The following is a 25,267-nucleotide window of genomic DNA, read 5'->3' as shown; positions in this document are numbered from 1 at the left end:
GTCATGCGGCCGCGCTCGAACCCATGGACGACGCGGCGGGAAGCAGATGAATCACATCGCCGTAGCGGCACACTCGCCAGACCGAGAGCGCCAGGGCGGGCTTTCCCTGGGTTTCAAGGCACGCCCCAGTACGCAGGTCGAAAATCTGCTTATGCAGTGGGGAGGCGATGGTGGGGGCGTCACCCCGCGATCCGACGATCCCCCGCGAGATCACGTTGGCCCCGCTGTAGGGATCGAGGTTCGATACGGCGTGCACGCTGCCGTCAGCGAGCAGAAAGAGCGCGACCTGCTCGTCGCCCAGCAGTGCGGCACGCCCGCGCTCCACCTCCAGGTCCTGCACCGTGCAGACCCGTATTCCGATCTTCTCCGTGATTGCGATGCTCATTGTCTTACCTCCAGTGTCGTTCCTGCGATCAGGACTCGCTCGCGTTTCTCCTCGGGTGTCGCCGGTCGAACCTGTCCGCGCTGGGCGACGTAGGCGAGTGAGGGGTCCGGGGTATCCGCGGCGTTGACGAATGAGTGGAACCGGCGCAGCTTCTCGGGATCGCGCAGCGTGGCGGCCCACTCGTCCTCATAATTGGCGACGTGCCTCGCCATAGCGGTATCGAGATCCGCGCAGATGCCGAGGCTGTCCTCGAAGATGACTCGCTTGAGCCCTTCGATTCCGCCCTCCATCTCCTCGCACCAGGGGGCGGTCCGCTGAAGCCTGTCGGCGGTTCGGATGTAGAACATGAAGAACCGATCGATGGCCTGGATCAGTGCCTCATCATCGAGATCGCTGGCGAACAACTGAGCGTGCCGAGGGGAGAATCCGCCGTTGCCGCCGACGTACATGTTCCAGCCGGTCTCGGTCGCGATGACTCCGACGTCCTTGGACCGGGCTTCTGCGCATTCGCGTGCGCAGCCGGACACGCCGACCTTGAGCTTGTGGGGAGCCCGCAGACCGCGATATCGCAGTTCCAGCTTGACGGCCATCCCGACTGAGTCCAGCACCCCGTATCGGCACCACGTCGATCCGACGCATGACTTGACCGTGCGCAACGACTTTCCATATGCGTGCCCCGACTCGAATCCTTCGTCGACGAGGCGTTGCCAAATCAGCGGCAGTTGCTCCAGCCGGGCACCGAACATATCGATGCGCTGGCCGCCGGTGATCTTCGTATAAAGACCGAAGTCGCGCGCGATGGTGCCGATGACCACCAGCCCGTCGGGCGTCACCTCACCGCCGGGCATGCGCGGCACAACTGAGTAGGTGCCGTCCTTCTGCATGTTCGCCATGACGTGATCATTGGTGTCCTGCAGACTGGCATTCTCGCCATCGAGCACGTGCGCCCCCACGAGAACAGACAAGATGCTGGCCAGCGCCGGCTTGCAGATGTCACACCCGCGTCCGGTCCCGAAGCGTGCGATCACCGAGCTGAAGGTCGTGAGCCCGGATACCCGGACCGCGTCGAACAACTGTCGCCGCGACAAGGTGAAGTGCTCACACAGGGCGTTCGAGACTGTCTCGCCCAGCTTCGTGAGCTCCTGGCCGACCACCTTCTTGACCGTGAGGATGCAGGATCCGCATGTCGCTCCCGCCTTGGTGCAACCCTTGACCGCCGCCGCATCACGGCAGCCCTCGTCGTGGACCGCGCTGCGAATCCGCCCGGCGGTGACATTGGAGCAGGAGCAGATCACTGCCTCGTCCGGCAGTTCCCCGCCCGGGGCCTCGATCCCGCCTTCGGGCAACAGAAATGCGGCAGGGTCGGCGCCGAGCAGAGTCCCCACGAGCGGTCGAAGCGTCCCATACGCGGATGCGTCGCCCACCAGGATGCCGCCGAGCAGCGTCTGCGCGTCGTCGGACACGACCAGTTTCTTGTAAACACCGGCCACCGGATCGGAGTACACGACGTCGAGGGCGTTGGGCGTTCTCGCCATGGCATCGCCGAAACTGGCGACGTCGACACCCGAGAGCTTCAACTTGGCTGACTCGTCGAAGCCCGGGAACGTCGCCTCGCGACCGCAGATTCGTGCTGCCGCGACCTCAGCCATTGCGTAGCCCGGAGCGACGAGTCCCACGGCCTTGCCGCCGAAGTTCGCGACCTCGCCTATCGCAAGGATCTGCGGGTCGCTGGTGACGCACCGATCGTCAATCAAGACACCACCGCGGTCATGGACCGCCAGTGCCGAATTCCTCGCCAGTTCGTCGCGCGGCCGCACTCCCACGGTGAACACTACGATGTCAGCAGCGATCAACGAACCGTCCTCGAACTTCAGACCGGTGACAAAATCCAAAGCATCCGTGCTGATCTGTGACGTGCGCGCGTTCGTCCGCACCGCTATGCCGCGGGACTCGATGAGCCGGCCGAGCATCGCGCCGCCCGCGAAGTCGAGTTGCGCCGACATGAGGCGGTCTGAGGATTGCACGACCGTGCACTCCACATCGAGTCCCTGCAGTGCGCCGGCTGCCTCCAGACCAAGTAGCCCGCCTCCGATCACCGCGCCACGTAGCGGCCTTGCCAATCGTTCGCGTCGTTGATTGACGAATCGCTGCATACCCTGCACATCCGACAACGTTCGGTAGACGAAGCAGCCGGACGAATCCGCTCCTGCGACCTCGACGCGAGCCGCGTAGGAGCCAGTCGCGAGCACGAGCCGGTCGTACACATACGTCGCCCCGGATTGCGTGGCGACGCAGTTATTCGCGCGGTCCACGTGGACTACCCGATCTCCGGGGATCAGCGTCACGCGATCATCGGCCAGTGCCGCGTCATCCAACACGAGGTCGTCGGGTGTCGCCCCGGAGAAATATCTGGTCAGCCCGACCCGGTCGTACGGCGCCCGATTCTCGTCCCCAATCACCGTCACGCGGACCGAACCATCGGCGCCGCTTAGCAGGCTCTCGACGAAACGGTGGGCGACCATGCCAGCGCCGACGACGACGATCTCGCTCGGCGCACCTTCGGTCTGGTTCACTACGGCTCCCTACTCTTGTGGCGGCGTGCTTCCGACACTAGGAGGGCCGTGTTTCGCAAACGGGGCGGTAAGCGTTAACCATTGCGAACGCCTTTCTCACATGGGCGGCGCGCACATGTGAGATGGACGTCGACGCGACGGGGCGGATTCGGGTCCGCCGCGAGTGAATTCTTCGATGGACCCTCTGGGTCGCCGTGACAAGGCCGAATCACCCTCTCCTACAGGCTTTAGGTTTTTACCTATAGTGTGGAGGCTTGGGGTTATGCCGAGAATGAACCTGACCGAGCCGGCCGTCATCGCCGCCGCGGCCGAACTAGCGGACGAAGCGGGATTCGAGGCCCTGTCCGTGTCGGCCGTCGCTCGACGGCTCGAAGTTCAGCCAGCGAGTCTCTACTCGCATGTGCGCGACCGAAGCGCGCTGCTGTCCGGGGTTCAGCGGCTGGCCCTCGGCGAACTCGGCGGCCGTGTCTCCCAGGCCGTGGCTGGGCGCGCGGGAAGTGCTGCCCTACGCGCCCTGGCCGACGCGCATCGCGACTATGCGATCCAGCGTCCCGGGGCCTGGTCGGCGTTGCAGTATCCCGCCGACGAGCACACAGTCGCCTCGCCCGAGGCGGCGCGGATCGCCACACTCTCAATCGCGGTCATGCGCGGATACCGGATACCACCGGACGACGCCGTACACGCCGTTCGCCTCGTCGCCGCCACGATCAACGGGTTCCTCGCACTTGACCGCGGCCAAGCGTTCGCACATCGGAATGAGTCAGCACACCAGTCCTGGCTTGCAGCAATTGCCGCCCTGGATCGCGCCCTGTCCACCTGGCCGCAAGGAAGTGGAAAATGATCACCACACCTCTCACCGCGGCGCTCGTTCACGGGGCGGCCGAGCTCGAGCAGACTGATCACGGGCTCATAGTGCACCGGCTGCCCGCCTGGGCCAGGCGCCAATGCCCCGACCCTGGTCTCATGGACGCTCAGGCCAAGCCTTCCGGAGTCAGAGTCGGGTTCAGCACGACCAGCGCAATAATCCAGTTGATCACCCACCCACTGCCCACAGAATACGTGCAGGCGCGCCGCCCACGCGGCCGCATTGACGTGTTCGTCGACGGGGAACTGCGACTCAGCGACGAATTGACCGGCGGTGATGAAACCCGGATCGACCTTGTCGACGGGACGATGTCGAGCCGTTCCGGTCCCCATCACGTCACTACAATCGCGGATCTGGACGGCGGAGAACATCTCATTGAACTGTGGCTCCCCCACAACGAGTCACTGCGACTCATTGAGATGCGCTCCGATGCACCCCTACGTCCGGTAGTCGACGTCCGCCCGCGGTGGATCCACTACGGCAGCTCGATCAGCCAGGGCTCCAACGCGACAGCCCCGAGCGACATCTGGCCCGCTATCGCCGCCCGGCAAGCGAACGTGTCGCTGCGCAACCTGGGCTTGGGCGGCAACGCACTCGTCGATCCGTTCGTGGCGCGCTTCATTCGCGACACCCCGGCCGATTTCATCAGCCTGGCAATCGGCATCAACGTCGCCAACCTCGATGGCATGCACATGCGGGTGTTCTCCCCAGCCGTGCACGGCTTCCTGGACACGATCCGCGACGGTCATCCGGATACCCCCCTGCTATTGATCTCGCCGCTCTACTGCGGCATCCATGAGAACACCCCTGGACCGGGCGCCTTCGACCCGGCCACGTTCGGCACGGATCAGATCCGCTTCATCGCAACGGGCGATCCCAAGGATGCCACGCGCGGCCGCCCGACCCTGGTCACCATGCGCGCCGCGATGCAGGAGATCGTTGCGGCTCGCGACTCCGATCCAGCGCTCCACTACCTGGACGGCCTGCAACTCTTCGGCGCCGGTGACGCCGAGGCGTTCCCGCTACCCGACGCACTACACCCTGACCCGGAGGCGCATCGCATCATCGGGCAGCGGTTCGGCGAACTCGCCTTCGGCGAACGAGGCGCCTTCGCGACTTAGCCTGTCTGAAGGCCAGCAATCAAGCCCGGCGCGACGCTGTGGCGCATGCGAACTCGCTTGTCGGATGCGCCGCGGCTTAGACCCGAGCATGATGGTCGTATGAACCTCGACCGCCCTCAGGCACCCGCCCCGTATTCGATCCTGCCCACTGCGGCGCCCTTTGGCGTGCGTAGCGACGATTTCGCAGACGGCGAAAGGCTGGACCGCGTCCACAGTGGAGACGGCGAGAACCTCTCACCCCACCTCGCCTGGTGGGGATTCCCGCCCGAGACGTTGTCCTTCTACATCACCGCCTTCGATCCTGACGCCCCCGTCCCGGCGGGCTGGTGGCACTGGACGGTCATCGACATCGCGCCAGAGACGACTGAACTGCCCCGCGGCGCGGGGCAGAGCGATCTCGAACTGCCCGGGGCCTCATTCCATCTGCGGAACGACGGCGGCGGTCACGCGTACTCCGGCCCCACGCCGCCCGCAGGCGATCGCGCGCATCGCTACTACTTTGCCATCAACGCGCTTAATGTGGACACGCTAGATCTGGACGACGATGCCACGGCGACTCTAGCCGCCTTCACCGCCCTCGAGCACACGATCGCCCGCGCCGTGATCATGGGCACCTACACCCGCTAAGCGACCTGAAATCCCGGGCGATGCTGCGCTAACCTGCTGTGCATGACCTCCTCGAATCCCGCGAGCACCAGAGCCGGCATCGTGCGGCCCACGGAACCCCCACCCGGGTCCGGCTTGACGTGGGAGCGAGCGGTTGACCATCCCGAACTCCTCGCCGAACCGACCCGGGCCTTCCTCGACGGCTGGCAGCAGCGCACCCCTCAGATCGCCGATCTCGTGCTCGTGGCGCACATCAACCCCTTGGTTTCCGACACTGCGGCAATGTCCGACGCATACCGCATAGACATGCATGTGTCGGTCAATTGCGTGCTGGTCTCGGGACGTCGCGAGGGCATCGAGCGCACTGCCGCGATCGCGGTACGGGCATCGACCAGGGCTGACATCAACGGGGCCGTTCGACGACTGCTGTCGGTGCGCAAGGCTTCGTTCGTGCCCGTCGATCGCGCCGTGACCGAGAGCCGCATGGAGTACGGCGGAATCACGCCGATAGGACTCGGCCCGCAGTGGCCGCTGCTGCTCGAGCACGAGGTCGCGACGGATGAAGCCTGGATCGTGATCGGTTCGGGGGTCCGCAAGTCCAAACTCGCGCTGCCCGGCACGGCGCTGACCGACCTGCCGGACGCTCACGCAATCGCTGGCCTGGCCCTCAAGTGACCGCCGACCGACCGTCGGTCGTGCGCGTGGCCCGCGAGCACGACGCTGCGGCGATCGCCGGCCTTGCCGCGCGCACATTCGTCTTGGCTTGCCCGCCGGGAACCGGGGAGGCCGACGTGGACGAGTTCGTCGCCGCGAATCTCACCGAGTCGCATTTCGCGGCGCACGTACGCGATCCCGCAGCCACGGTGCTCATCGCCGAATCGGCGCGCGACGGGGGTGACCCCGTCGGATACGCATTGCTACAACGTTCGTCACTGACGCCGGACGTCAAACTTGCGAACGCGGGTCGGGACTCGTCGAGCTTCGCGACCGCCGCGCTCCTCAGCAAGTTCTACGTCGACCCAGCGTTCCACGGCGGCGGTGTGGCCGTCGAGTTGATGGCTTCGGTGCTCAAGTCCGCCGCCAGCATGTCCTCGCGGACTATCTGGCTGGGTGTCAACGATCGGAATCAGCGCGCGATCCGCTTCTATTCGAAACACGGTTTCGACGTCGTGGGAACGCGCGTCTTCGCGGTGGGAGCAAAGTTGCATGGCGACCTCGTGATGGCCCGACCGCTACGCGCGTAGGAGCGTCCGAGGCACTCGGATGAGCACGGTAGCCGCCGCGCGCGAGAGGTGGGCTAGCGAGGACGAGTCGCCCAGAACGCGACGGCCGCAGCGGCGGCGACGTTGAGCGAATCGACCTTGCCAGCCATGGGAATCTTGACGACGATGTCGCTGGCAGCGATCGTGCCCGCGCTGAGCCCTGCGCCCTCCGTCCCGAGAATGACCGCCAGCCTGTCCGGGGGGTTGGCTTCCAGTTGCGAGAGGTCGATCGTGTTCTCGTTCAGCGCAAGCGCGGCGCACGTGAACCCGTGTTGGCGCAGGATGTCCATTCCGCCCGGGATATCCGGCTTCGACTTGCGTGACAACGGCCAGGCGTCGAGCCGGGTCCACGGCACCTGAAAGACGGTACCCATCGAGACGCGCACCGAGCGGCGGTACAACGGGTCCGCGCACCGCGGCGTGATCAGGACGGCGTCGACGCCTAACGCGGCCGCGCTTCGGAATGCCGCCCCGAGGTTAGTGTGGTCCACGAGGTCCTCTAGGACGGCGACCCGGGCCGCCCGGCCTGGCGGGCAATGACGGTTAAGAAGGTCCGGGACCTGCGGCAATTCGGGCCGATGCATTGCCGCGATCGCACCGCGATGAAGGTGGAAGCCCGTGATCGATTCGAGGACTGCCTCCTCGGTGACGTAGACCGGGACGTCATCAGGAAGCGACGCGATGACGTCCGCCATCGATTCGAGGTAACGCGGCGCCATCAGCATCGAGCGCATCCGGTGATTCGCCGCCAGGGCTCGGCGGATGACGTTGCTGCTCTCGGCGATGTACAGGCCGCCCTCGGGTTCGAACTTCGTCCGTAAGGCCACGTCCGTCAGCTTGATGTAGTCCCCCAGATCGGGACCCGCCGGGTCATCGAGGGAGTCAATGCGAATGATGGTCACTGTGAAAGATGCCCTGTCTCACGACAGTGCGCCGCCGCGAGGACTGTCGCGGCGGCGCACTGGTCGACTTACTACTGAGTCGGCTCGCCGGGGCGAGGCTCGTACGGGGAGACAGGCGGCGGAACCGGTGCGGACGGCTCCTGGCCGGCCTGGACCTCCTGCGAGAAGGGCTGTCCCGAGCGTGTGCCGGCCGTCGTGGCGTCCGCAACGGCGGCCTCGGCTTGACGCTGCGCCTCGGCCAGCGCGTCGGCGGGATTGGACATGATCTTCGCCGATTGCTCCATGCGACGGGCGCGACGGGCGCGCGCCTCGGGCGAGTTCACGGAACCGCCGTCGCCATCGCCAGGTCCGTCGGCCGGCGCCGAACTGGGAGCACCGCCGGTGCCATTGAATCCGCCCGAGATGGACTGAAGTGCCGCCGTCAGCTCGGTAGGCACGATCCACATCTTGGAGGATGCGCTGTTGGCGATCTGGGGCAGCGTCTGCAGGTATTGGTACGCGAGCAACTTCGGATCAGCGTCGCCCTCGTGGATGGCGTCGAAGACCTGCAGGATCGCGCGCGCCTCACCCTCTGCGGTCAGGACCCTGGCCTGTGCCTGTCCCTCGGCCTTCAGGATCGCCGATTGCTTCTCGCCCTCCGCGGTCAGGATCTGCGACTGCTTGACACCCTCGGCCTGGAGGATCGTGGCACGCCGGTCGCGCTCTGCGCGCATCTGCTGCTCCATGGACCCCTGGATGGACGCGGGCGGATCGATGGACTTCAACTCGACGCGGGAGACGCGCACTCCCCACTTGCCAGTGGCCTCGTCCAGCACGCCGCGGAGCTGGCCATTGATCTGATCACGGCTCGTCAGCGTCTGCTCTAGGTCCATCGAGCCGACGACGTTACGCAGCGTCGTCACGGTGAGCTGCTCGATCGCGGTGATGTAGTTGGCGATCTCGTATACCGCGAGGCGCGGGTCCGTGACCTGGAAGTAAATGACCGAATCAATGCTCACGACGAGGTTGTCCGAGGTAATCACCGGCTGCGGCGGGAAGGAGACAACCTGCTCGCGAAGGTCCACCCCCGCGCGAACGCGGTCGATGAACGGCACCAGGAAGTGCATACCCGCATCCAGCGTGCGCGAATACCGGCCCAGCCGCTCGACGATGAGCGAAACGGTCTGCGGCACGATTCGCACGGACTTCGCGATGGTGGTGATCACGAAGATCAGGACGAGCACGCCGATGATCACGCCGATCACGGTGCTTGCGTCGCTACCCATAATTCATTCTCCTCAATACCTCTGCAGCCAACCCGGAGGGTGCTGCTACGTGGTGATCTGCGATGAGACGACAGCGGTCGCCCCGTCGATCTTGGTCACGATTACTTGCGCGCCGGGCGGGATGGTCTGACTGTCGTCGGTTCGTGCGGTCCAAACCTCGCCGAGTAGTTTCACGCGCCCGCCGCTAGCATCCACGGGGGTTACCGCCGTGGCGGGTTTTCCGGCGTAGGCGTGCACGTTGGTGTCCTGGAGTTGTACGCGACCGCGTAGGTGGACCAGGAGCCATGGTCGCAGGGTGAGCAGCAGGACGGCCGAGACGGCTATAAAGACGGCGATCTGCGCCCACCAGGGCGCACCAAGCGCCTGCGCGAGGCCGGCGGATGCCGCTCCCCCCGCGAACATCAGCAGCACCAGATCGAGCGAGATGACCTCGACAAGGGCCAGGATGATGGCTGCCGAAACCCACCACACCCACAAGTCGATGTGTCCCATGTCGGCCCTCCTGCTCTCTTTGCTCCCGCCCCTCGGGGCGGACGATCGGAACTTTACCGGCAACCGCCCGTAGCGGCGACCGCTTACTGCGTTGCGTGGGCGCTGAAGCGCTGCCCGTGCCTGGATATCTCCAGCTGAAGGCCGAACGCCTCCGACAGATTCTCGCTCGTCATAACGTCGTCTAGCCTGCCGGTCGCGCTCACGTGGCCATCTTTGATGAGCAGGCCGTGCGTGAAGCCCTCTGGGATCTCCTCGACGTGATGGGTGACCAGGACGATGGCCGGCGACTTGGGATCGCGTGCGATCTCGGTCAGCGCCGCTAGCAGTTCCTCACGTGCGCCGAGATCCAGGCCTGCGGACGGCTCGTCCAGCAGCAGCAACTCCGGATCCGCCATCAGCGCCCGCGAGATCTGTACGCGCTTTCGCTCCCCCTCGCTCAGCGTGCCGTAGACGCGATCCGCGAGATGGTCGATCTCGAACAGGTTCATGAGGTCTTGCGCTCGCGCGATGTCGACCTCGTCGTATTCCTCGCGCCAGCGACCGGTGACGGCGTACGCGGCCGTGAGGATCACGTCGCGCGCCTTTTCGTAGTCGGGGATCCGCGCAGATAGCGCGGCCGAGCACAGTCCGATCCGCGGGCGCAACTCGAAGACATCGACTCGTCCGAGTTGTTCGCCGAGAATACGAGCTGTCCCCCTGCTGGGGAACATGAGACCGCCCGCTATCTGCAAGAGCGTGGTCTTCCCTGCCCCATTGCGACCGAGCAGAACCCATCGCTCGTCCGCCTGGGCGCGCCAATTTACACTGTCGAGGATTTGCTTTGACCCACGGTTGACCGAAACGTTGTCGAATTCAATGACTGAAGTCATAAGTCGACCCTACCGGTTTCCAGCGCTGGTCAGGTACACGCACACGCGCTTCGCTAGGCCTTTTCGAGAACGCCGCAATACACCTCGAGCGTGCGCGCGCCGATCGCGAGCCAGGAGAAGTGGTCCTCGACCCGCTGTCGCGCAGCTCGTCCCATCCGCTCGGCACGATCAGGGTCGAGCGCCAGCGATTCGATGGCACGGGCGAGATCAGCCACGAAGCGATCCGGGTCCGTCGGGGTGCCAGTGCCGTCCGTCACCTGCTCCAATTGGACGAGCAGACCGGTGACACCGTCGTCGACGACCTCGGGGATGCCGCCCGTGGCACTTGCCACGACGGGCAGACCCACCGCCATCGCCTCCAGATTCACGATACCGAGCGGCTCGTAGATCGACGGACAGACGAATACGGTACAACTCGACAGGACAGCGATCAGGTCGTTGCGCGGGAGCATGTCGGAGATCCACACCACCCCGTCGCGCTCGGCCTGTAACTCGACGACCGCGGACTCCACTTCCTGAGCGATCTCGGGCGTGTCCGGAGCGCCCGCGCACAGCACCACCTGGATGTCGGGGTTCAGTTCCCGGACCGCGCGCAGCAGGTACGGCAGACCCTTCTGCCGAGTGATCCGCCCGACGAACACAATCGCCGGTCGATCCGGATCGATTCCGCGCGACCGCGCGAAATCGTGTGCCACAGCCACCTCATCCTGCGCGGGACGCGTCCACGCGTTCAGGTCGATACCGTTGTGCACCACATGCACCCTCGCCGGATCCACGGCCGGATAACTCCGCAGTATGTCCTCGCGCATGCCGTGGCTCACCGCGATGACGCCCGACGCCGACTCGTACGCCGTGCGTTCCGCCCAACTCGACAACCGGTAGCCGCCCCCGAGCTGTTCCGCCTTCCAGGGGCGCAAGGGCTCGAGCGAGTGCGCCGACAGCACGTGCGGAATGCCGTGGAGCAGTCCTGCGAGGTGGCCGGCCATGTTGGCGTACCAGGTGTGCGAATGCACGAGAGCGGCCCCGGCGACTGCCTGCGCGATTTGCAGATCGACACCGAGGGTCTGTAGCGCCGGATTCGCGTCCCCCAATTCGGCGGGAACGTTGTATCCAAAGACGCCGGGATACTCGTCCGCCGCCCGCGGCCCGTCAAAGCAATGCACGGACACGTCGATGTATTGCCGTAGCACCTTCGTCAGTTCCGCGACGTGAACTCCCGCACCGCCATAGATGTGAGGCGGATACTCCCTTGTAACCAGATCAACTCGCACTAGTTCACCTTATCCATATTCGGCGAGCGCGTGGGACGCGATGTGGGACAAATCGCCTGGCAATCCTCCATTCGCGTATCAATTCGCCGCAAACGGGCCGTAGCCGTTCACACGAACCGAATTTTTGTCCTATGGTCATGTCATGCCAAAGTCGCCAAATGTCCTAGCCATCGTCCTCGCGGGGGGCGAAGGCCGCCGGCTGATGCCCCTCACGTCCCACCGCGCCAAGCCCGCGGTGCCGTTCGGCGGCATCTTCAGACTCGTCGACTTTGCGCTTTCGAATCTGGCGAACTCGAACTACCTCCACATGGTGGTTCTGACGCAGTACAAGTCACACTCGCTCGACCGGCACATCGCCAAGACCTGGCGCATGTCGCCGCTGCTGGGTAACTTCGTGGCACCAGTGCCCGCCCAGCAACGCGTGGGCAAGCACTGGTACCTGGGTAGCGCGGACGCGATTTACCAGTGCTTGAACATCATCGAGGACGAACGCCCGGACATCGTCGTGGTCGTCGGCGCAGACCACGTGTACCGCATGGACTTCTCCCAGATGGTGGACGCACATATCGCATCCGGGGCGGAACTGACAGTCGCCGGCATCCGCCAGCCGATCTCAATGGCCAGCGAGTTCGGTGTCATCGACATCGACCCCGGCTCGCGCGATCGCATCCGAGCGTTCCTTGAGAAGCCGCAGAACCCCGAGGGCCTCCCGGATTCACCCGACGAGATCCTCGCGTCGATGGGCAACTACGTCTTCAACGCCGACGCCTTGGTCGAGGCCGTTACCCGCGACGCCGATGACCCGGGGTCCGCCCACGACATGGGCGGCGACATCGTCCCCTACTTCGTTGAGCGCGGCTCGGCCGGCTTCTACGACTTCAAGGACAACGTGGTTCCGGGCTCGAACGACCGCGACCGCGCCTACTGGCGCGATGTCGGGACGCTGGACGCGTACTACGACGCCAACAAGGACCTCATCGAGATCACGCCCGTGTTCAATCTGTACAACTACCACTGGCCAATGCACACGGGGAACACAGGCATGCCCCCGGCCAAGTTCGTCCACGCCGGCCCTGGCCGACTTGGGCACGCTGCGGACTCGATCGTCTCCCCTGGCGTGCTCATCTCCGGTGCAATGGCCATGGGCTCGGTACTGTCCCCCGGCGTCCACCTGCACTCGTGGGCCTCGGTCAACGACTCCGTGCTCTTCGACAACGTCGAAGTGCACCGGCACGCCCAGGTCCACCGGGCGATCATCGACAAGAACGTGATCGTCACGGAGCGAGCCCGCATCGGACTGGACGTCGAGGAGGATCTCGCCCGCGGCTTCACGGTCACGGAGTCCGGGCTGACGATTGTTCCGCGCGGCATGGTCGTGAAGTAGGCCTCGCAGCGCCTATCCTTTTGATACGTGAGCTCAGACCACCCCTCTGTCCGCGTGCCCGCCCGGCCGCGTCGCCTCGTCGTCATGGATGTCGATTCCACCCTCATCAACGAGGAAGTCATCGAACTCCTGGCACAGCATGCAGGAAGCGAGCGTGAAGTCGCGGAGGTGACCCACCGCGCCATGAACGGTGAGATCGATTTCAGCGAGTCCCTCCGGCAGCGCGTCAGCACCCTTCGAGGACTTCCGAGGTCCGTGTTCGCCGAGGTCGCGAAAGCTGCCACGCTCACCGCAGGTGCGGTGGCGTTCGTGGAAGAGTGCCGCAGCCGCGGCTGGCCCGTGGCCCTGGTTTCGGGCGGATTCCACGAGGTCGTCGACGTACTCGCGGCCGGACTCGGAATCACCCACGTGGTCGCGAACAGGCTCGAGGTGGACGCAGAGGGGCTCACCGGCCGGACATACGGACCCGTCATCGACGCCGCGGCCAAGGCATCAGCACTCCATCGGTTCGCGGCGGAGCTCGACGTCGACGGCCGGCACACCATCGCCATCGGCGACGGCGCGAATGACTTGGAGATGCTCGATCAGGCAGGCATCGGGATCGCATTCTGCGCCAAACCCACGGTGCACGCCCGCGCCCCGTTCCGCGTCACGGAACGCGACCTGACTCGCATATTTGATGTCGTAGACGCCGTGGCGGGCTGACTCCGACTGGGCAGAACAGCGGCGCCGCGACTAGACCGAACAACGGCGCCGCGCATCCCCTCGGATGCGCGGCGCTCTCGACTGGCTACCTGCCGACGCTATCGGCCCTCGGTGCCCCCTTCTCAGATCGCGGGTCGGAACACCTTCTCAAGCACGGCGGAAGATCGAGACAGTCCAGACCACTCCTGGCCGACGCGCAGTATGCACGCCGTGCCGGTGGGCACACCGACTCGAACCTGCGCCGCTGCGGCGGATTCGGATCCGGCACCCGCCAGGGAATCAGCCGCCATCGAGATCGTCGGCTCGTGCCCCACGACGAAGACGATCGAAGCGTCGCCACCGTGTTCCTGAACCAGGCCGATGAGATCCTTGCTCGAGGCGCTGTACAGGTCGTCCGTCACAAGCACCTGCGGCCCCGAGTGGCTCCCGGACACCGCCTGCAGCAGCGTCCCCGAGACGAGTTCCCAAGTCTGGCGGGTACGCAGCGCGCTCGAGCAGAGCACCACCTGCGGGATCAACGACTGTGCAGCGAGATCGCGCCCGAGTTGGCTTGCCTGGGATCGTCCCTTGAGCGCGAGTGGACGCACGTGATCGGACTCGGCGCCGAGCTGCGACTCAGCCTTGGCGTGCCGGATCAGGACGAGCGTGCGCGAAGGCTTCACACTCACACACCCATGATGTGGACGCCACCGTCCACATGGACGATCTCTCCGGTGGTCGCGGGGAACCAGTCGGACAGCAGCGCGGCGACGCCACGGGCGGCGGGTTCGGCGGTTGTCTGATCCCAACCGAGCGGCGCACGGTTCGGCCAGCCGTCCTCCATCTGCGAGAACCCGGGAATCGACTTCGCCGCCGTCGTGCGGATCGGGCCGGCCGACACGAGATTGATGCGGACGCCGTGCGGGCCCAGATCGCGTGCCAGGTAGCGAGCCGTCGATTCGAATGCGGCCTTCGCCACGCCCATCCAGTCGTAGACCGGCCAGGCGAACTGGCCGTCGAAGGTCAGGCCCACGATGGCCCCGCCATTGGTCATGAGCGGCAGCGCCGCCACCGACAGCGACTTCAGAGAGAACGCCGAAACCTCGAGCGCGGTAGCGACGTCAGCCCACTCGCCCTTGAGGAAGTTCCCGCCCATGACGGATTGCGGCGCGAAACCGATCGAGTGGACGACCCCGTCGATGGAGTCGACGTGCTGCCGAACCGCGTCGGCGAGGTTCGCGAGGTCGGCATCGTCGGTAACGTCCAACTGAACGACGGGTGCCTCCCGCGGCAGACGACGCGCAAACGTCTCCGTCAGCTTGAACTGCCGACCGAACGAGGTGAGAACGACCTCCGCGCCTTCCTCCTGCGCCAGTCGCGCCGTGTGAAAGGCGATGGAGGAGTCCGTGAGAACTCCAGTGATCAGGAGCTTCTTGCCTTCAAGCAGTCCCATTGTTTTGTCTTTCCCTCTCCTCAATCGACGTACGCGATTCACGCACGTTGGGCTCGTCCGTCACGACGAATCGGTGAGTCACCGCAGCCGCAAGGGAGCCGATCAATAGTCTCACACGCGTCCCCGGCCGCGAGGCCGATGGTCGCTAGTGCCCCATACCCAGCCCGCCATCGACGGGGATGACCGCACCGGAAATGTATCCCGCGTCATCGCCCGCCACGAACGCCACGGCCGCGGCGACCTCGGCCGGCTCGGCGAAGCGGCCGGCGGGTATGGCGGCCTTGTATTCCGCTTGCTTGGCATCGGGAAGGGCAGCGGTCATATCGGTGTTGATGAAACCCGGGGCGACGACGTTGGCCGTAATCCCCCGCGAGCCGATCTCGCGCGTCACCGAGCGCGCGAAGCCGACGAGCCCGGCCTTAGACGCCGAATAGTTGGTCTGGCCAGCACCACCGTAGAGGCCCACGACGGACGAGATCAGCACGATGCGCCCGTAGCGAGCACGGATCATGCCCTTCGACGCGCGGCGGACGCAGCGGAAGGCACCCGTGAGATTGACATTGATCACCTGGTCGAAGTCCTCGTCGGACATGCGCATCAGCAGCTGGTCGCGCGTGATCCCGGCATTGGCGACGAGCACCTCGACCGGACCGAGTTCAGCCTCGATCTCGGCGAATGCCCCGTCCACAGAAGCGGTATCGCTCACGTCACCGATCGCACCGAATACGCCATCGGGCAGGTCGCCGGACCGATAGATCGTCGCCACGCGGTCGCCATCGGCCACGAACCGCTGCGCTATGGACCGGCCGATGCCGCGGTTGGCTCCGGTGACCACGACCACCCGGGAACGTCGCTCCGGCAGGACCGTCTTCGATTCTTCGCTCACGTCGGCGGATCTCCTTTGATGCGATTGCTACGCAATAGTGTTGACAGGCCGCGCAAACCACGGGGCGCGCGGCTCTCATAGGCTATCGGTTCCAGGCGGAATCCACGAACAAGCCCCTCCCGCCGGCGCACCAGGCAGTTACCCCAAGGCGAACTCGATACACTTGAATCGTGTCCGACCGCGAGCTGCAGCGCCCCGAGGTGACGCGGCCGGGCGAGGGTCCGGAGCTGCGGATCACCAATGTTCCCGAGCCGCTTTCCGTAGACCAGCAGCGTCGCATGCGCAGTTACCTCATCAAGATGACGGTTCGCGTCGTGAGTTTCATCATGGCGTTCATCTCCTGGCGCCTCGGCTGGCCCGTAGCCGTTACTTTCATCCTGATGTCTGCGGCAGCCGTGCTGCCGTATTTCGCGGTGATCAGCGTCAACACCGGGCGTGACGGTCGCGATACGGACACCTCGTTTCGGTACACGCACCCGGTCCAGCGGCTGACGGCCGGCGAGGCTCCGGAGACCCCCGATGAGGAAGGCGCCCCGCAGACATGACCGACGCCATCGACGAACCTCAGATCTGCAACTCCAAGCGCTGCACCGAGCCTGCGGAGTTCGCCGTTCGATGGAACAACCCCAAGGTCCACACTCCCGATCGTCGAAAGATCTGGGCGGCCTGTCCTGGCCACGTCGATCACCTGCAACGATTCCTGGAACTCCGCGGCTTCTGGCTCGACACGGTGCCGCTGGTCGATGCGGATGACTGACGCGCAGACCGAATTCGGCGGTAAGCCGGACAGCCTGTCGGCCGGCTCGTGGGCAATCTTGGCTGCCCTGACCCTCATCGTCGCCACGGCTTGTGTCAGTCTTGGATTCTGGCAGTGGGGCAGGCACGAGGCGCGGGGGGCGCGCAACGCCGTCGTGGAAGCGTCATACGACCAGGCACCCGCGCCATTGTCCACTATCCTCACGACCGCGAGGGGCGACGTCGACGCCGTGCAGTGGCGTCCGGTCACGCTCACGGGCACCTACGTCGGGGAGCCCGTCCTCGTGCGCAACCGCCCTATTGGGCTCGGGTCAGGCTTTCACGTGCTCGGGGTGCTCGCCGTACCCGATGGCTCGCTGATCGTCGTGAACCGCGGATACCTCGCTACGTCCCTTCCAGTCGAGCAGATCGACCCGCCTCTGCCGCCGGCAGGCGAGGTCACGGTCGTGGGCCGCATCCGCCCCGCCGAGCCGGACCACAACCGCGCGGTGACCGGCCACCAGGTATACACGTTCACGCCGGCACAGGTTACGCTCGCCGCAGGCGTGGGCAACAGCGACGGCGTCATGGAGGCCTCGTTCTACGTCGTCGCGGATCCGTCGCTGGGCCCGAACGACTCGAACGAGTTGAGCGCAATCCCCCGTCCCGAGACCGACCAGGGGCCGCACCTTTCCTATGCCTTCCAGTGGTGGACGTTCGCGGCCGGGATACTGGGCGCTTTCATCGTGCTCTTCGTCCGGGAGCGTCGTCCCGCCCGGGTGACGCTCAACGATCTGCTCGATCCGAATGCGACGCAAGGCACGTCCCGGAGTGCCGCGCGCACCAAGGGGCTTGACGAGTCAGCGGAGGACGAGGAGATAAGCCACCAGTTGCGCTGATCCGCCGTCAGTGGCGGTGCGGTCGTCGATAGCGAGAGCCAGATGAGACGGGGCTCAGGCGTCGATTTTCGTGGCGTCGACGCCCGCCGCGTTATCGATGATGAACTCCTTGCGGGGTGCGACGTCGCTACCCATGAGGAGTTCGAAAACCCGTTCGGCGGCCGCCGCGTCCTCGATGGAGACGCGACGCAGCGTGCGGTGTCGCGGATCCATCGTGGTCTCAGCGAGTTGATCGGCGTCCATTTCACCCAGCCCTTTGTAACGCTGGATATCGTCGTTGAACTTCTTTCCGGCCTTGGTCAGTTGCTTGAGCGTGGTAGCGAGTTCCGCCTCGGAGTACGTGTACACATACTCGCGCCCGCGCCGCGCAGACACCTCGATGCGGTGCAGGGGCGGGACGGCCGCGAACACCCGCCCGGCGTCGACCAGCGGGCGCATGTACCGGAAGAAGAGGGTGAGCAGCAGCGTGCGGATGTGCGCGCCGTCCACATCCGCGTCCGTCATGAGGACGATTTTTCCGTAGCGGGCCGATTCCAGGTCGAAGCTGCGCCCCGATCCCGCGCCCAGCACTTGGATGATGGCGGCGCACTCGGCATTCTTGAGCATGTCGGAGATCGACGCCTTTTGAACGTTAAGGATCTTGCCGCGAATAGGTAGCAGCGCCTGATAGTCCGACGATCGCGCGAGCTTGGCGGTGCCCAGGGCGGAGTCCCCCTCCACAATGAAGAGCTCCGATCGAGACACGTCGTCGGTGCGGCAGTCGGCCAGCTTCGCGGGCAGGGAGCTGGTCTCCAGCGCGTTCTTGCGCCGCGATATCTCCTTCTGCTTGCGGGCCGAGATGCGCGCGCGCATCTCGTTGACCACCTTTTCCAGGAGCAGCGAGCTCTGCGATCGATCGTCGCGCTTGGTGGATGTCAGCACCGCGCCGAGTTCCTTCTCCACGACCTTGCTCACGATGCTGCGCACGGGGGCCGTACCGAGCACCTCCTTCGTCTGCCCTTCGAACTGTGGCTCGGCGAGGCGCACTGTGACGACCGCCGTGAGCCCGGCGAGCACGTCCTCCTTGTCGATCCGCGAGGACGAGTCCTTCGTGGAAACCTTCAGTTTGCGCGCGTTGGCCTCGACCGATTTGCGGATCGTCTTCGTCAATCCCGCCTCGAAGCCGGCCAGGTGTGAGCCGCCCTTGGGGGTGGCGATGATGTTGACGAACGAGCGCACGACTGTGTCATAGCCGGTGCCCCAGCGCAGGGCGATGTCGACGTCGCATTCGCGCTCGACCTCCTGCGGGCTCATATGACCGCGCGAATCGAGCACCGGCACGGTCTCGGTGAAGGACCCTCGGCCCCGCAATACCCAGGTTCCGGTCACCGCGGCGTCGGGCGCCAGGAAGTCGGCGAAGTCGCTGGTGCCGCCGGTGTGGAGGAATACCTCGCTCACCTCACCGTGTTCGCCCGGCGTGCCGGGCAGCCCGCGGCGGTCGCGAATGATGATCTCGAGCCCGGGGACGAGGAAACTCGTCTGGCGCGCACGCGCGAGCAACTCGTCGTAGGCGAACTTGGAGCTCTCTGGGAAGATCTGGCGATCGGCCCAATAACGCACCCTGGTTCCCGTGACACCGCGCTTGGCCTTGCCGACCACGGGAAGTGCGGCCGAGGTAGCGGGGGTGAACGGCGCCTCCGCGCCGAGTTCGCCCGCGAACGTGCCCGTCTCCCCGCGCCGGAAGCTCATACGGTAGGTCTTCGACGAACGGTCGACTTCGACGTCGAGGCGTGCCGAGAGTGCGTTCACGACCGAAGCGCCGACGCCGTGGAGCCCGCCCGACGCACTGTAGGAGCCGCCGCCGAACTTGCCACCGGCGTGCAGTTTGGTGAATACGACCTCAACACCGGAGAGGCCCGTCTTAGGCTCCACATCCACCGGGATGCCGCGGCCGTTGTCGTTGACGGACACGGAACCATCCTCGTGCAGGATCACCTCAATGCGGGTGCAGTGCCCGCCCAGCGCCTCGTCCACCGAGTTGTCGATGATCTCCCAGAGACAGTGCATGAGTCCGCGCGAGTCCGTGGACCCGATGTACATGCCCGGTCGCTTGCGTACCGCCTCGAGTCCTTCGAGGACGGTGAGATGGTGCGCGGTGTAGTCGGCTGGTGAAGTCATCGGCGCCACCATACCGCGCGTCGGCTGAGGAGCGCCGCAGGCGCACCGCCGACGGGTGCGACCGCGCTCCTACCGCTACGCGGTGAGCGAACCCGGGGAAATTCGGGCATTGTTTTCACTCCTTGATGGTTTGATTAATACGTGACTACTACAACCAGCTTCGAGCCAGCAGAATTGACCGCCGCCGATCGCTGCGATCGCTGCGGAGCCCGTGCCTATGTGCGGGTGATGCTACCCGTCGGCGAGTTGCTCTTCTGCGCTCATCACGCGCGGGAGCACGCGGACAGCTACCGCGAGATCGCCACGCACATCCAGGACGAGACCGCCAAGCTGTACAGCGAGAACTGACCGCGGGCTGTCGTCTGCGGTACAGCGTGCGGAAAATCAGGAGGCTCCCCGGCCGTTGGCCGGGGAGCCTCCTCTTCGTTGTCTCGCTCACTTAAGGGAGCGGGCTGATCAGTCCAGGTAGTCGCGTAGCACCTGCGAGCGGCTGGGGTGGCGGAGTTTCGACATGGTCTTCGACTCGATCTGGCGGATCCGCTCGCGCGTGACACCGTATACTTTGCCGATGTCATCAAGGGTGCGCGGCTGACCGTCCTGCAGTCCGAATCTCATGGAGACCACCCCTGATTCGCGGTCGGATAGCGTGTCGAGCACTTGGCGCAGTTGCTCCTGCAAGAGGGTGAAACTTACTGCGTCCGCCGGAACGATCGCCTCTGAGTCCTCGATGAGGTCACCGAACTCGCTGTCGCCGTCCTCGCCAAGCGGGGTGTGCAGCGAAATGGGCTCGCGGCCGTACTTCTGGACCTCGACGACCTTCTCGGGGGTCATGTCGAGTTCGATGGCGAGTTCCTCGGGCGTGGGCTCGCGGCCGAGGTCCTGCAGCATCTGCCGCTGGACGCGGGCGAGCTTGTTGATGACCTCGACCATGTGCACCGGGATGCGGATCGTTCTTGCCTGGTCGGCCATGGCACGCGTGATCGCCTGACGGATCCACCATGTGGCGTAGGTCGAGAACTTATAGCCCTTGGTGTAGTCGAATTTCTCGACGGCGCGGATCAGACCGAGGTTTCCCTCCTGAATGAGATCCAGGAAGAGCATGCCGCGCCCTGTGTAGCGCTTGGCGAGCGACACCACCAGCCGGAGGTTCGCCTCGAGTAGGTGATTCTTGGCGCGCCGCCCATCCTTGGTGATCCACTCGAACTCGCGCCGTTCCTTGCCCTCAAGTTCCTGGGTCTTGAGGATCTGCTCGGCGTAGAGTCCGGCTTCGATTCGCTTCGCGAGTTCGACTTCCTGCTCCGCGTTGAGGAGCGCGACCTTTCCGATCTGCTTCAGGTAGTCCTTCACCGGATCGGCGGTAGCGCCTGCGGTCACGACCTGCTGGGCAGGAGCGTCGTCGTCATCCGCGTCGGACACGACGAATCCGGTGCTCTCCTCGGTTTCCTCCGCCTCGACGGGCTTGGAGGATGTCGCGTCGGCGTTCGCGGTGGAGGTCGATTCCTCCTTGTCGGTCACCTCGGGCTCGAGGTCCACCGAGATGTCTTCGATGATCTCCGACTCGTCGATCTGCGCGGGCTCAGTGATCGCGTCGCCTTCTGCGGCAGCCGCCTTGGCCTTCGTGCTGGTCTTCCGTGCCGGCGCCTTCTTGGTGGGAGCTGCCTTCGTGGCGGACTTCCTCGCCGCCGGCTTCTTCACCGCAGCCTTGGTCGCCGACTCTTCCTCGGTAGCGACACTCGCAGCCGGAACTGCATCAGTCGGCTCCGCCTTCTTACTGCGGCTTGTGGTTGCCTTCTTCGTGGTGACGGGCTTGGCCCCATCCGTGCTCTCTGCCTTGACAGCGGTGGCGCGCGTCTTCCTCGTCGTTGCCTTCGCTTCGGTCACACGATCCTCCTCAGCGGTCTCAGCGCTCGACGCGGAGGTCGAGGCGGACTTTGACTTCGTGGTAGCCCCAACCTTGCTCGACGCGGCTCGCTTCGCTGCGGGTGCCTTGACGCCGCCGCTTCGCGAACTCGCCGCCGCGGCGACCATGCTGGCGGATCCGAGGTCGACGATGGCCACGTTGGAACCCGTCAGGGCATCCAGAACGGCCCGAAGAGAAGAGGCGTCGTTGATCTCCGCCGCATCGCAGGCAGCACGCACGTCGGCTGCCGATACCTCGCCGTTCTTGCGTCCATCCTCGAACAGTCGGCGTAGTGCCTCGTGCTGAAAATGGGCAACATACGAGTTCTTCATCTGGGAGTTCGCCACAAAGGACCCTTCGGCAGAGTATTGGGGGAAAGACACCGCCGGGCAACCCGGCTCGTCTATATTGTACCTGGACGAGGCCCCCGAGCCGCCCACTTTCTGCGTCGCACCAAAGCCGGTGCCGTCGGGAACTTCACGGGATACAACCACCGCACTGGGCCGCCTATTCCCTGCCCGTCCCGCTGGCGACGCACGAACTACTGACCGCCGAGTCGGAAGAATGTCGTGCAACCGCGTTCGCCCAACTCATTCGCGCATCGCCTCACTGAACCGCGAATCCCGATTCGCCACCCAGCCCGGCGGCAAACCGATGTCGAGCATGTGGCGAACCAGGACCGCGAGTCTATGCTTCCGATCGATCCTCAGCGCCGTATCGCAGTGCTCCGCGGCCTTTGCGCCCGATCCCTCCCACCAGGCAAGCAACGCGAGCACGGCGTGCCCGTCCGATCGGTGCTTGTGCCGCGTGGCGGCCGTTGCGTACGCCACGGCCTCGGACAAGCCCTGGAGCAGTGCGGTATCCGGCACCGTCGAACCCGTAGGCGCGAACAACTCACTGAAGTCAGCGCCGTCTCCTGTTCCGCTCGACGGTGCCGAATCGGCGTCCGACCCGCCCTCGAGAGACATACCGACAATCCGTGCCAGGACGCGGTCTCGCACGCCTTTGTGGTTCAGCGCGACACCCAACCGCGCCCAGGTGAGAGGCGGCAGTTCCGGCCTCCCGGTGATCCCGTTGAAACTGCGCGCCGCGGAGGCGTCGAGAGCGGCGTCCCACAACTCTCCCGAACGCGCGAGCCACTGCCTGCCCTGCGCGGAATCGGCGGCGTCCAGCGGCGGCTTGAACAATCTGCGGTAGCGATCGCCTGCACGCCACAAGCGGTGCTCCAATTCCGGCGACATCCGCGGCAGTCGAGCGAGTTCAGCTCGATTCCCCGCCACGACATGCCCGTGCACGACCATCGTTGCGCTCACCTGAGTCGTCGAAAGATCGCCGATGGGCAACGGCTCGTCCCAGCTCAGGCCGGACGCTCCGAGTGCCGATTCTGGCGCGTTTGCGGATTTCTCACTCACCGCCTGAGCGGCCTCGAGATCATGGCGTCCGATCCGAAGGTCGGTGCCGTTCACCCACCAGGCGGTGACGGGCATTCGCCGGACCGCGAGGCGTTCGATGCGGTCAACGGCCTCGTTCAGCCACGGCGCTACCGAGCCGTCATCGCAGTCGGCATACACAATGGCGATGGCCTTGGTCGCGCCGTCTCGTGCCAGGAAGTCCATTATCGACCCGAGCAGGCTCTTGCCACTGGGTTGAACGAGGTCTCGACCGTCGGCACGAGCCATGACGCCCAGCCGTTGCCGCTCCCCGCGCAGAGCAACGAACACGACCGACTCGCGCGGCGTGTAGCCCAACTGAAACGGCACCAGTGCCAGTACCTCTCGCGCATCGGCGACTCTGATTACTTGATTCATGATCGTGACTCTGCCGACTCGGGCGCACGTGCGCGCGCTGACGGGCCGCATGTGGAAAACAACTCGTCGCGGTTCGCGAATTCGCCCTTGGGCCACCTAGGCTGATGCTCATGGCCGCCAATGCCCAGCCCTCCCCCGCCACTGCTGAACACAGCGAGTTCCTCACCCGACTCGACGCGCAGCTGCACGAACGGATTGCGGCCATTGACTCCGCCGCGGTAGGCGCGGGGGCGGACGCGGCAATCCTCGCCCAACTCATCGGAGTCCTCATGCAGGGGGGGAAACGCATGCGCGCTCGCCTGGCCTTCTCTGCCTGGGGCGGCTACCTGCAGGCACCTGCGAGCGAGCCCGCGGCCACCGTACTGGCGCTCGGTGCCGGACTGGAACTCTTCCAGGCCGCCGCGCTCCTGCACGACGACATCATCGATCGATCGGAAACGCGCCGCGGCGCGGCTTCCGCGCACGTGGTCCTCAGCGCCGCCCATCGCAATCAGCAGGGCACCGGTGATTCCGCTCACTTCGGCACCGCCGGAGCCATCCTGGCGGGTGATCTCGCGCTGATCGCCGCCGACGACGCAGCGGCTGAGGCTCGCGAACTCGCGGCGCAATCCCCCCACGCCGACCGCATCGTCCCCCGTCTGCGTGAATTGTGGCGCGAGATGGCCATCGGCGTGACCGCCGGACAGTACCTGGATCTATATTCGCAATCACTCCCGGACTGGGGCGAGAACACTGATCGCGATCGCGCACGTTCGCTGGAGGTGGTTCTAGCGAAATCTGCCCGCTACTCGGTCGAGTTCCCCCTCGTACTGGGCGCCACGCTTGCGGGCGCCAGCCCTGATGAGGCCGCCCGGCTGGCCGGATTCGGCCGGCCCCTGGGCGAGGCGTTCCAATTGCGCGACGACGTTCTGGGAGTCTTCGGCGATCCCGCGGTAACGGGCAAGCCCGCCGGCGACGACATTCGCGAAGGCAAGCGCACCGCCCTGCTCACCGAGACGCTCGTACTGGCTGACCCCCGCGACGGTGTCAGGCTGACGCGCCTCGTGCGAGCCGGCGAATTGCCCGCGAAGGAGGTGGCGTGGATCACCAGGCTCATGGCATCGACTGGCGCCCTGGAACGCGTCGAGGCGATGATCGCGATGCGGCTTGAAGCGTCCCTATCGGCGCTCGCCGAATGCTCGCTGCGCCCAGATGCTGCCGAGGGCCTTCGTCAGCTCGCTATCGCGAACGTCACCAGAAGCGCTTGACCTCGAGCCCGACCTCGAACCCGTCGATGCGACGCGCAAAGCCAGCGCGGAGCACTCGTCCTCACGAATCGATCAACTGAGCCGCTCGGCGAACCGCGCTCTTATTGCCCCGGCGCAGGGCCTCGATGGGCGTAGTCCCCAGGTCATCGTGGTGGGAGAGCAGCCACTCGGTCTGCTCGTCGTCGCTCAAGCCCTGGTCCACGAGCACGATGATCGTCCCGCGTAGCGACGGGAGGATGATCTCCTGGATGACGCCATCGGCCGGTGCCGGCTTGGGCGCCGCGGCATTGGCCAGGTGCGCGGGCACCAGGAACACGTCCGGTATCTTCACTCCGACGTCGTGCGATTCCTTCACGCCCACGATCCGATGATCCTTCAATGCGCCGCGAACGGATGCGGGGCTAGTGCCCAGTCGATCGGCGAACTCGGGAACGGACAACCACTGAATGGCGGGATACTCGTGCGTCACGGCGCTGTCAACTGGCATGCGCTAAGCCTAATTG

The 25,267-nt window shown here is 65.4% G+C and carries 26 protein-coding genes; 12 read left to right on the top strand and 14 right to left on the bottom strand.

All coding sequences use genetic code 11. From position 1 onward, the window contains the following. Nucleotide 1: 1 nt before the first annotated feature. Both nirD and nirB read right to left on the bottom strand, forming a co-directional pair. Nucleotides 2-385 carry a nitrite reductase small subunit NirD gene (gene nirD / locus FB461_RS04250; RefSeq protein ID WP_142119259.1) on the bottom strand — a complete coding sequence of 128 codons (384 nt, stop codon included), beginning with the start codon at nucleotides 383-385 and terminating at the stop codon, nucleotides 2-4. Continuing rightward, entirely contained in the window at nucleotides 382-2,907 is a 2,526-nt protein-coding gene (gene nirB / locus FB461_RS04245; RefSeq protein ID WP_246046113.1) for a nitrite reductase large subunit NirB, read from the bottom strand. The genes nirD and nirB overlap by 4 nt, the downstream gene beginning before the upstream one ends. Before the next feature lie 313 nt (nucleotides 2,908-3,220). On the opposite strand from nirB, the gene FB461_RS04240 reads away from it, so the two are divergent. The 5 genes from FB461_RS04240 (at nucleotide 3,221) to FB461_RS04220 (ending at nucleotide 6,794) form a co-directional block, all read left to right on the top strand. After that, nucleotides 3,221-3,799, top strand: a complete 579-nt coding sequence (locus FB461_RS04240) for a TetR/AcrR family transcriptional regulator (protein ID WP_170222609.1) — start codon at nucleotides 3,221-3,223, stop codon at nucleotides 3,797-3,799. Continuing rightward, nucleotides 3,796-4,944, top strand: coding sequence for an SGNH/GDSL hydrolase family protein (locus FB461_RS04235; RefSeq protein ID WP_142119255.1), 1,149 nt, complete (start codon nucleotides 3,796-3,798; stop codon nucleotides 4,942-4,944). Before FB461_RS04240 ends, FB461_RS04235 begins: the two co-directional genes overlap by 4 nt. Nucleotides 4,945-5,043: 99 nt before the next feature. Then, nucleotides 5,044-5,571, top strand: coding sequence for a YbhB/YbcL family Raf kinase inhibitor-like protein (locus tag FB461_RS04230; RefSeq protein WP_142119253.1), 528 nt, complete (start codon nucleotides 5,044-5,046; stop codon nucleotides 5,569-5,571). A gap of 42 nt (nucleotides 5,572-5,613) precedes the next feature. Continuing rightward, nucleotides 5,614-6,225: a YbaK/EbsC family protein gene (locus FB461_RS04225; protein ID WP_142119251.1), complete on the top strand. Its 612-nt coding sequence runs from the start codon at nucleotides 5,614-5,616 to the stop codon at nucleotides 6,223-6,225. Then, entirely contained in the window at nucleotides 6,222-6,794 is a 573-nt protein-coding gene (locus FB461_RS04220; RefSeq protein ID WP_170222608.1) for a GNAT family N-acetyltransferase, read from the top strand. The genes FB461_RS04225 and FB461_RS04220 overlap by 4 nt, the downstream gene beginning before the upstream one ends. Nucleotides 6,795-6,847: 53 nt before the next feature. Here FB461_RS04220 and FB461_RS04215 read toward each other — a convergent pair whose 3' ends face one another. The 5 genes from FB461_RS04215 to glgA all read right to left on the bottom strand — a co-directional run bounded on the left by FB461_RS04215 (nucleotide 6,848) and on the right by glgA (nucleotide 11,611). Further along, on the bottom strand, nucleotides 6,848-7,714 hold the full coding sequence (locus tag FB461_RS04215; protein ID WP_142119247.1) for a TrmH family RNA methyltransferase: 867 nt from the start codon (nucleotides 7,712-7,714) through the stop codon (nucleotides 6,848-6,850). Between the two features lie 71 nt (nucleotides 7,715-7,785). Next, nucleotides 7,786-8,979, bottom strand: coding sequence for an SPFH domain-containing protein (locus FB461_RS04210; RefSeq protein ID WP_142119245.1), 1,194 nt, complete (start codon nucleotides 8,977-8,979; stop codon nucleotides 7,786-7,788). Between the two features lie 45 nt (nucleotides 8,980-9,024). After that, a complete protein-coding gene (locus tag FB461_RS04205; protein WP_142119243.1) occupies nucleotides 9,025-9,471 on the bottom strand; it encodes an NfeD family protein in 447 nt (148 codons plus the stop codon). Between the two features lie 83 nt (nucleotides 9,472-9,554). Beyond that, a complete protein-coding gene (locus FB461_RS04200; protein ID WP_142119241.1) occupies nucleotides 9,555-10,340 on the bottom strand; it encodes an ABC transporter ATP-binding protein in 786 nt (261 codons plus the stop codon). Between the two features lie 53 nt (nucleotides 10,341-10,393). Further along, nucleotides 10,394-11,611, bottom strand: coding sequence for a glycogen synthase (glgA, locus tag FB461_RS04195; RefSeq protein WP_142119238.1), 1,218 nt, complete (start codon nucleotides 11,609-11,611; stop codon nucleotides 10,394-10,396). A gap of 142 nt (nucleotides 11,612-11,753) precedes the next feature. Between glgA and glgC the strand changes: the two genes are divergently transcribed. Beyond that, nucleotides 11,754-12,995 carry a glucose-1-phosphate adenylyltransferase gene (gene glgC, locus FB461_RS04190; protein WP_142119236.1) on the top strand — a complete coding sequence of 414 codons (1,242 nt, stop codon included), beginning with the start codon at nucleotides 11,754-11,756 and terminating at the stop codon, nucleotides 12,993-12,995. Nucleotides 12,996-13,022: 27 nt separating this feature from the next. Next, entirely contained in the window at nucleotides 13,023-13,700 is a 678-nt protein-coding gene (gene serB, locus FB461_RS04185; RefSeq protein WP_246046005.1) for a phosphoserine phosphatase SerB, read from the top strand. Nucleotides 13,701-13,822: 122 nt separating this feature from the next. On the opposite strand, the gene FB461_RS04180 is transcribed toward serB, so the two are convergent. The 3 genes from FB461_RS04180 to fabG form a co-directional block, all read right to left on the bottom strand. Further along, the gene (locus FB461_RS04180) at nucleotides 13,823-14,368 is read right to left on the bottom strand and encodes a SixA phosphatase family protein (RefSeq protein ID WP_246046004.1); all 546 of its coding nucleotides are present in this window, start codon (nucleotides 14,366-14,368) and stop codon (nucleotides 13,823-13,825) included. Further along, complete coding sequence (gene fabI / locus FB461_RS04175; protein ID WP_142119234.1) at nucleotides 14,365-15,132, bottom strand: enoyl-ACP reductase FabI; 768 nt, start codon at nucleotides 15,130-15,132, stop codon at nucleotides 14,365-14,367. The genes FB461_RS04180 and fabI overlap by 4 nt, the downstream gene beginning before the upstream one ends. Before the next feature lie 145 nt (nucleotides 15,133-15,277). Next, nucleotides 15,278-16,018 carry a 3-oxoacyl-ACP reductase FabG gene (gene fabG, locus FB461_RS04170; protein WP_246046003.1) on the bottom strand — a complete coding sequence of 247 codons (741 nt, stop codon included), beginning with the start codon at nucleotides 16,016-16,018 and terminating at the stop codon, nucleotides 15,278-15,280. A 170-nt stretch (nucleotides 16,019-16,188) separates the two neighbouring features. Between fabG and FB461_RS04165 the strand changes: the two genes are divergently transcribed. Genes FB461_RS04165 through FB461_RS04155 form a run of 3 tightly spaced genes read left to right on the top strand, consistent with a single transcriptional unit; the run spans nucleotide 16,189 to nucleotide 17,652 of the window. Beyond that, entirely contained in the window at nucleotides 16,189-16,563 is a 375-nt protein-coding gene (locus FB461_RS04165; RefSeq protein ID WP_170222607.1) for a DUF3099 domain-containing protein, read from the top strand. Next, nucleotides 16,560-16,775 carry a hypothetical protein gene (locus FB461_RS04160; RefSeq protein WP_142119230.1) on the top strand — a complete coding sequence of 72 codons (216 nt, stop codon included), beginning with the start codon at nucleotides 16,560-16,562 and terminating at the stop codon, nucleotides 16,773-16,775. Before FB461_RS04165 ends, FB461_RS04160 begins: the two co-directional genes overlap by 4 nt. Further along, nucleotides 16,768-17,652, top strand: a complete 885-nt coding sequence (locus FB461_RS04155; RefSeq protein ID WP_170222606.1) for an SURF1 family cytochrome oxidase biogenesis protein — start codon at nucleotides 16,768-16,770, stop codon at nucleotides 17,650-17,652. The genes FB461_RS04160 and FB461_RS04155 overlap by 8 nt, the downstream gene beginning before the upstream one ends. 54 nt (nucleotides 17,653-17,706) lie before the next feature. On the opposite strand, the gene FB461_RS04150 is transcribed toward FB461_RS04155, so the two are convergent. Next, nucleotides 17,707-19,809, bottom strand: coding sequence for a DNA gyrase/topoisomerase IV subunit B (locus tag FB461_RS04150; protein WP_142119226.1), 2,103 nt, complete (start codon nucleotides 19,807-19,809; stop codon nucleotides 17,707-17,709). Nucleotides 19,810-19,950: 141 nt separating this feature from the next. On the opposite strand from FB461_RS04150, the gene FB461_RS04145 reads away from it, so the two are divergent. Beyond that, a complete protein-coding gene (locus FB461_RS04145) occupies nucleotides 19,951-20,157 on the top strand; it encodes a DUF7455 domain-containing protein (protein ID WP_142119224.1) in 207 nt (68 codons plus the stop codon). Between the two features lie 108 nt (nucleotides 20,158-20,265). Here FB461_RS04145 and FB461_RS04140 read toward each other — a convergent pair whose 3' ends face one another. Then, entirely contained in the window at nucleotides 20,266-22,041 is a 1,776-nt protein-coding gene (locus FB461_RS04140; RefSeq protein WP_142120746.1) for an RNA polymerase sigma factor, read from the bottom strand. A 258-nt stretch (nucleotides 22,042-22,299) separates the two neighbouring features. Then, nucleotides 22,300-23,517 carry a DUF4192 domain-containing protein gene (locus tag FB461_RS04135; RefSeq protein WP_170222605.1) on the bottom strand — a complete coding sequence of 406 codons (1,218 nt, stop codon included), beginning with the start codon at nucleotides 23,515-23,517 and terminating at the stop codon, nucleotides 22,300-22,302. 110 nt (nucleotides 23,518-23,627) lie between these two features. Between FB461_RS04135 and FB461_RS04130 the strand changes: the two genes are divergently transcribed. After that, on the top strand, nucleotides 23,628-24,764 hold the full coding sequence (locus tag FB461_RS04130; protein ID WP_170222604.1) for a polyprenyl synthetase family protein: 1,137 nt from the start codon (nucleotides 23,628-23,630) through the stop codon (nucleotides 24,762-24,764). 61 nt (nucleotides 24,765-24,825) lie between these two features. On the opposite strand, the gene FB461_RS04125 is transcribed toward FB461_RS04130, so the two are convergent. Continuing rightward, entirely contained in the window at nucleotides 24,826-25,251 is a 426-nt protein-coding gene (locus FB461_RS04125) for an Rv2175c family DNA-binding protein (RefSeq protein WP_142119217.1), read from the bottom strand. Nucleotides 25,252-25,267 lie beyond the last annotated feature (16 nt).

The sequence above is a fragment of the Rarobacter faecitabidus genome, from assembly GCF_006716265.1.
In the GTDB taxonomy this organism is placed as follows: domain Bacteria; phylum Actinomycetota; class Actinomycetes; order Actinomycetales; family Cellulomonadaceae; genus Rarobacter; species Rarobacter faecitabidus.
The sequence above is the reverse complement of the archived record's forward strand: the minus strand, read 5'-3'. Positions and strand labels throughout refer to the sequence as shown.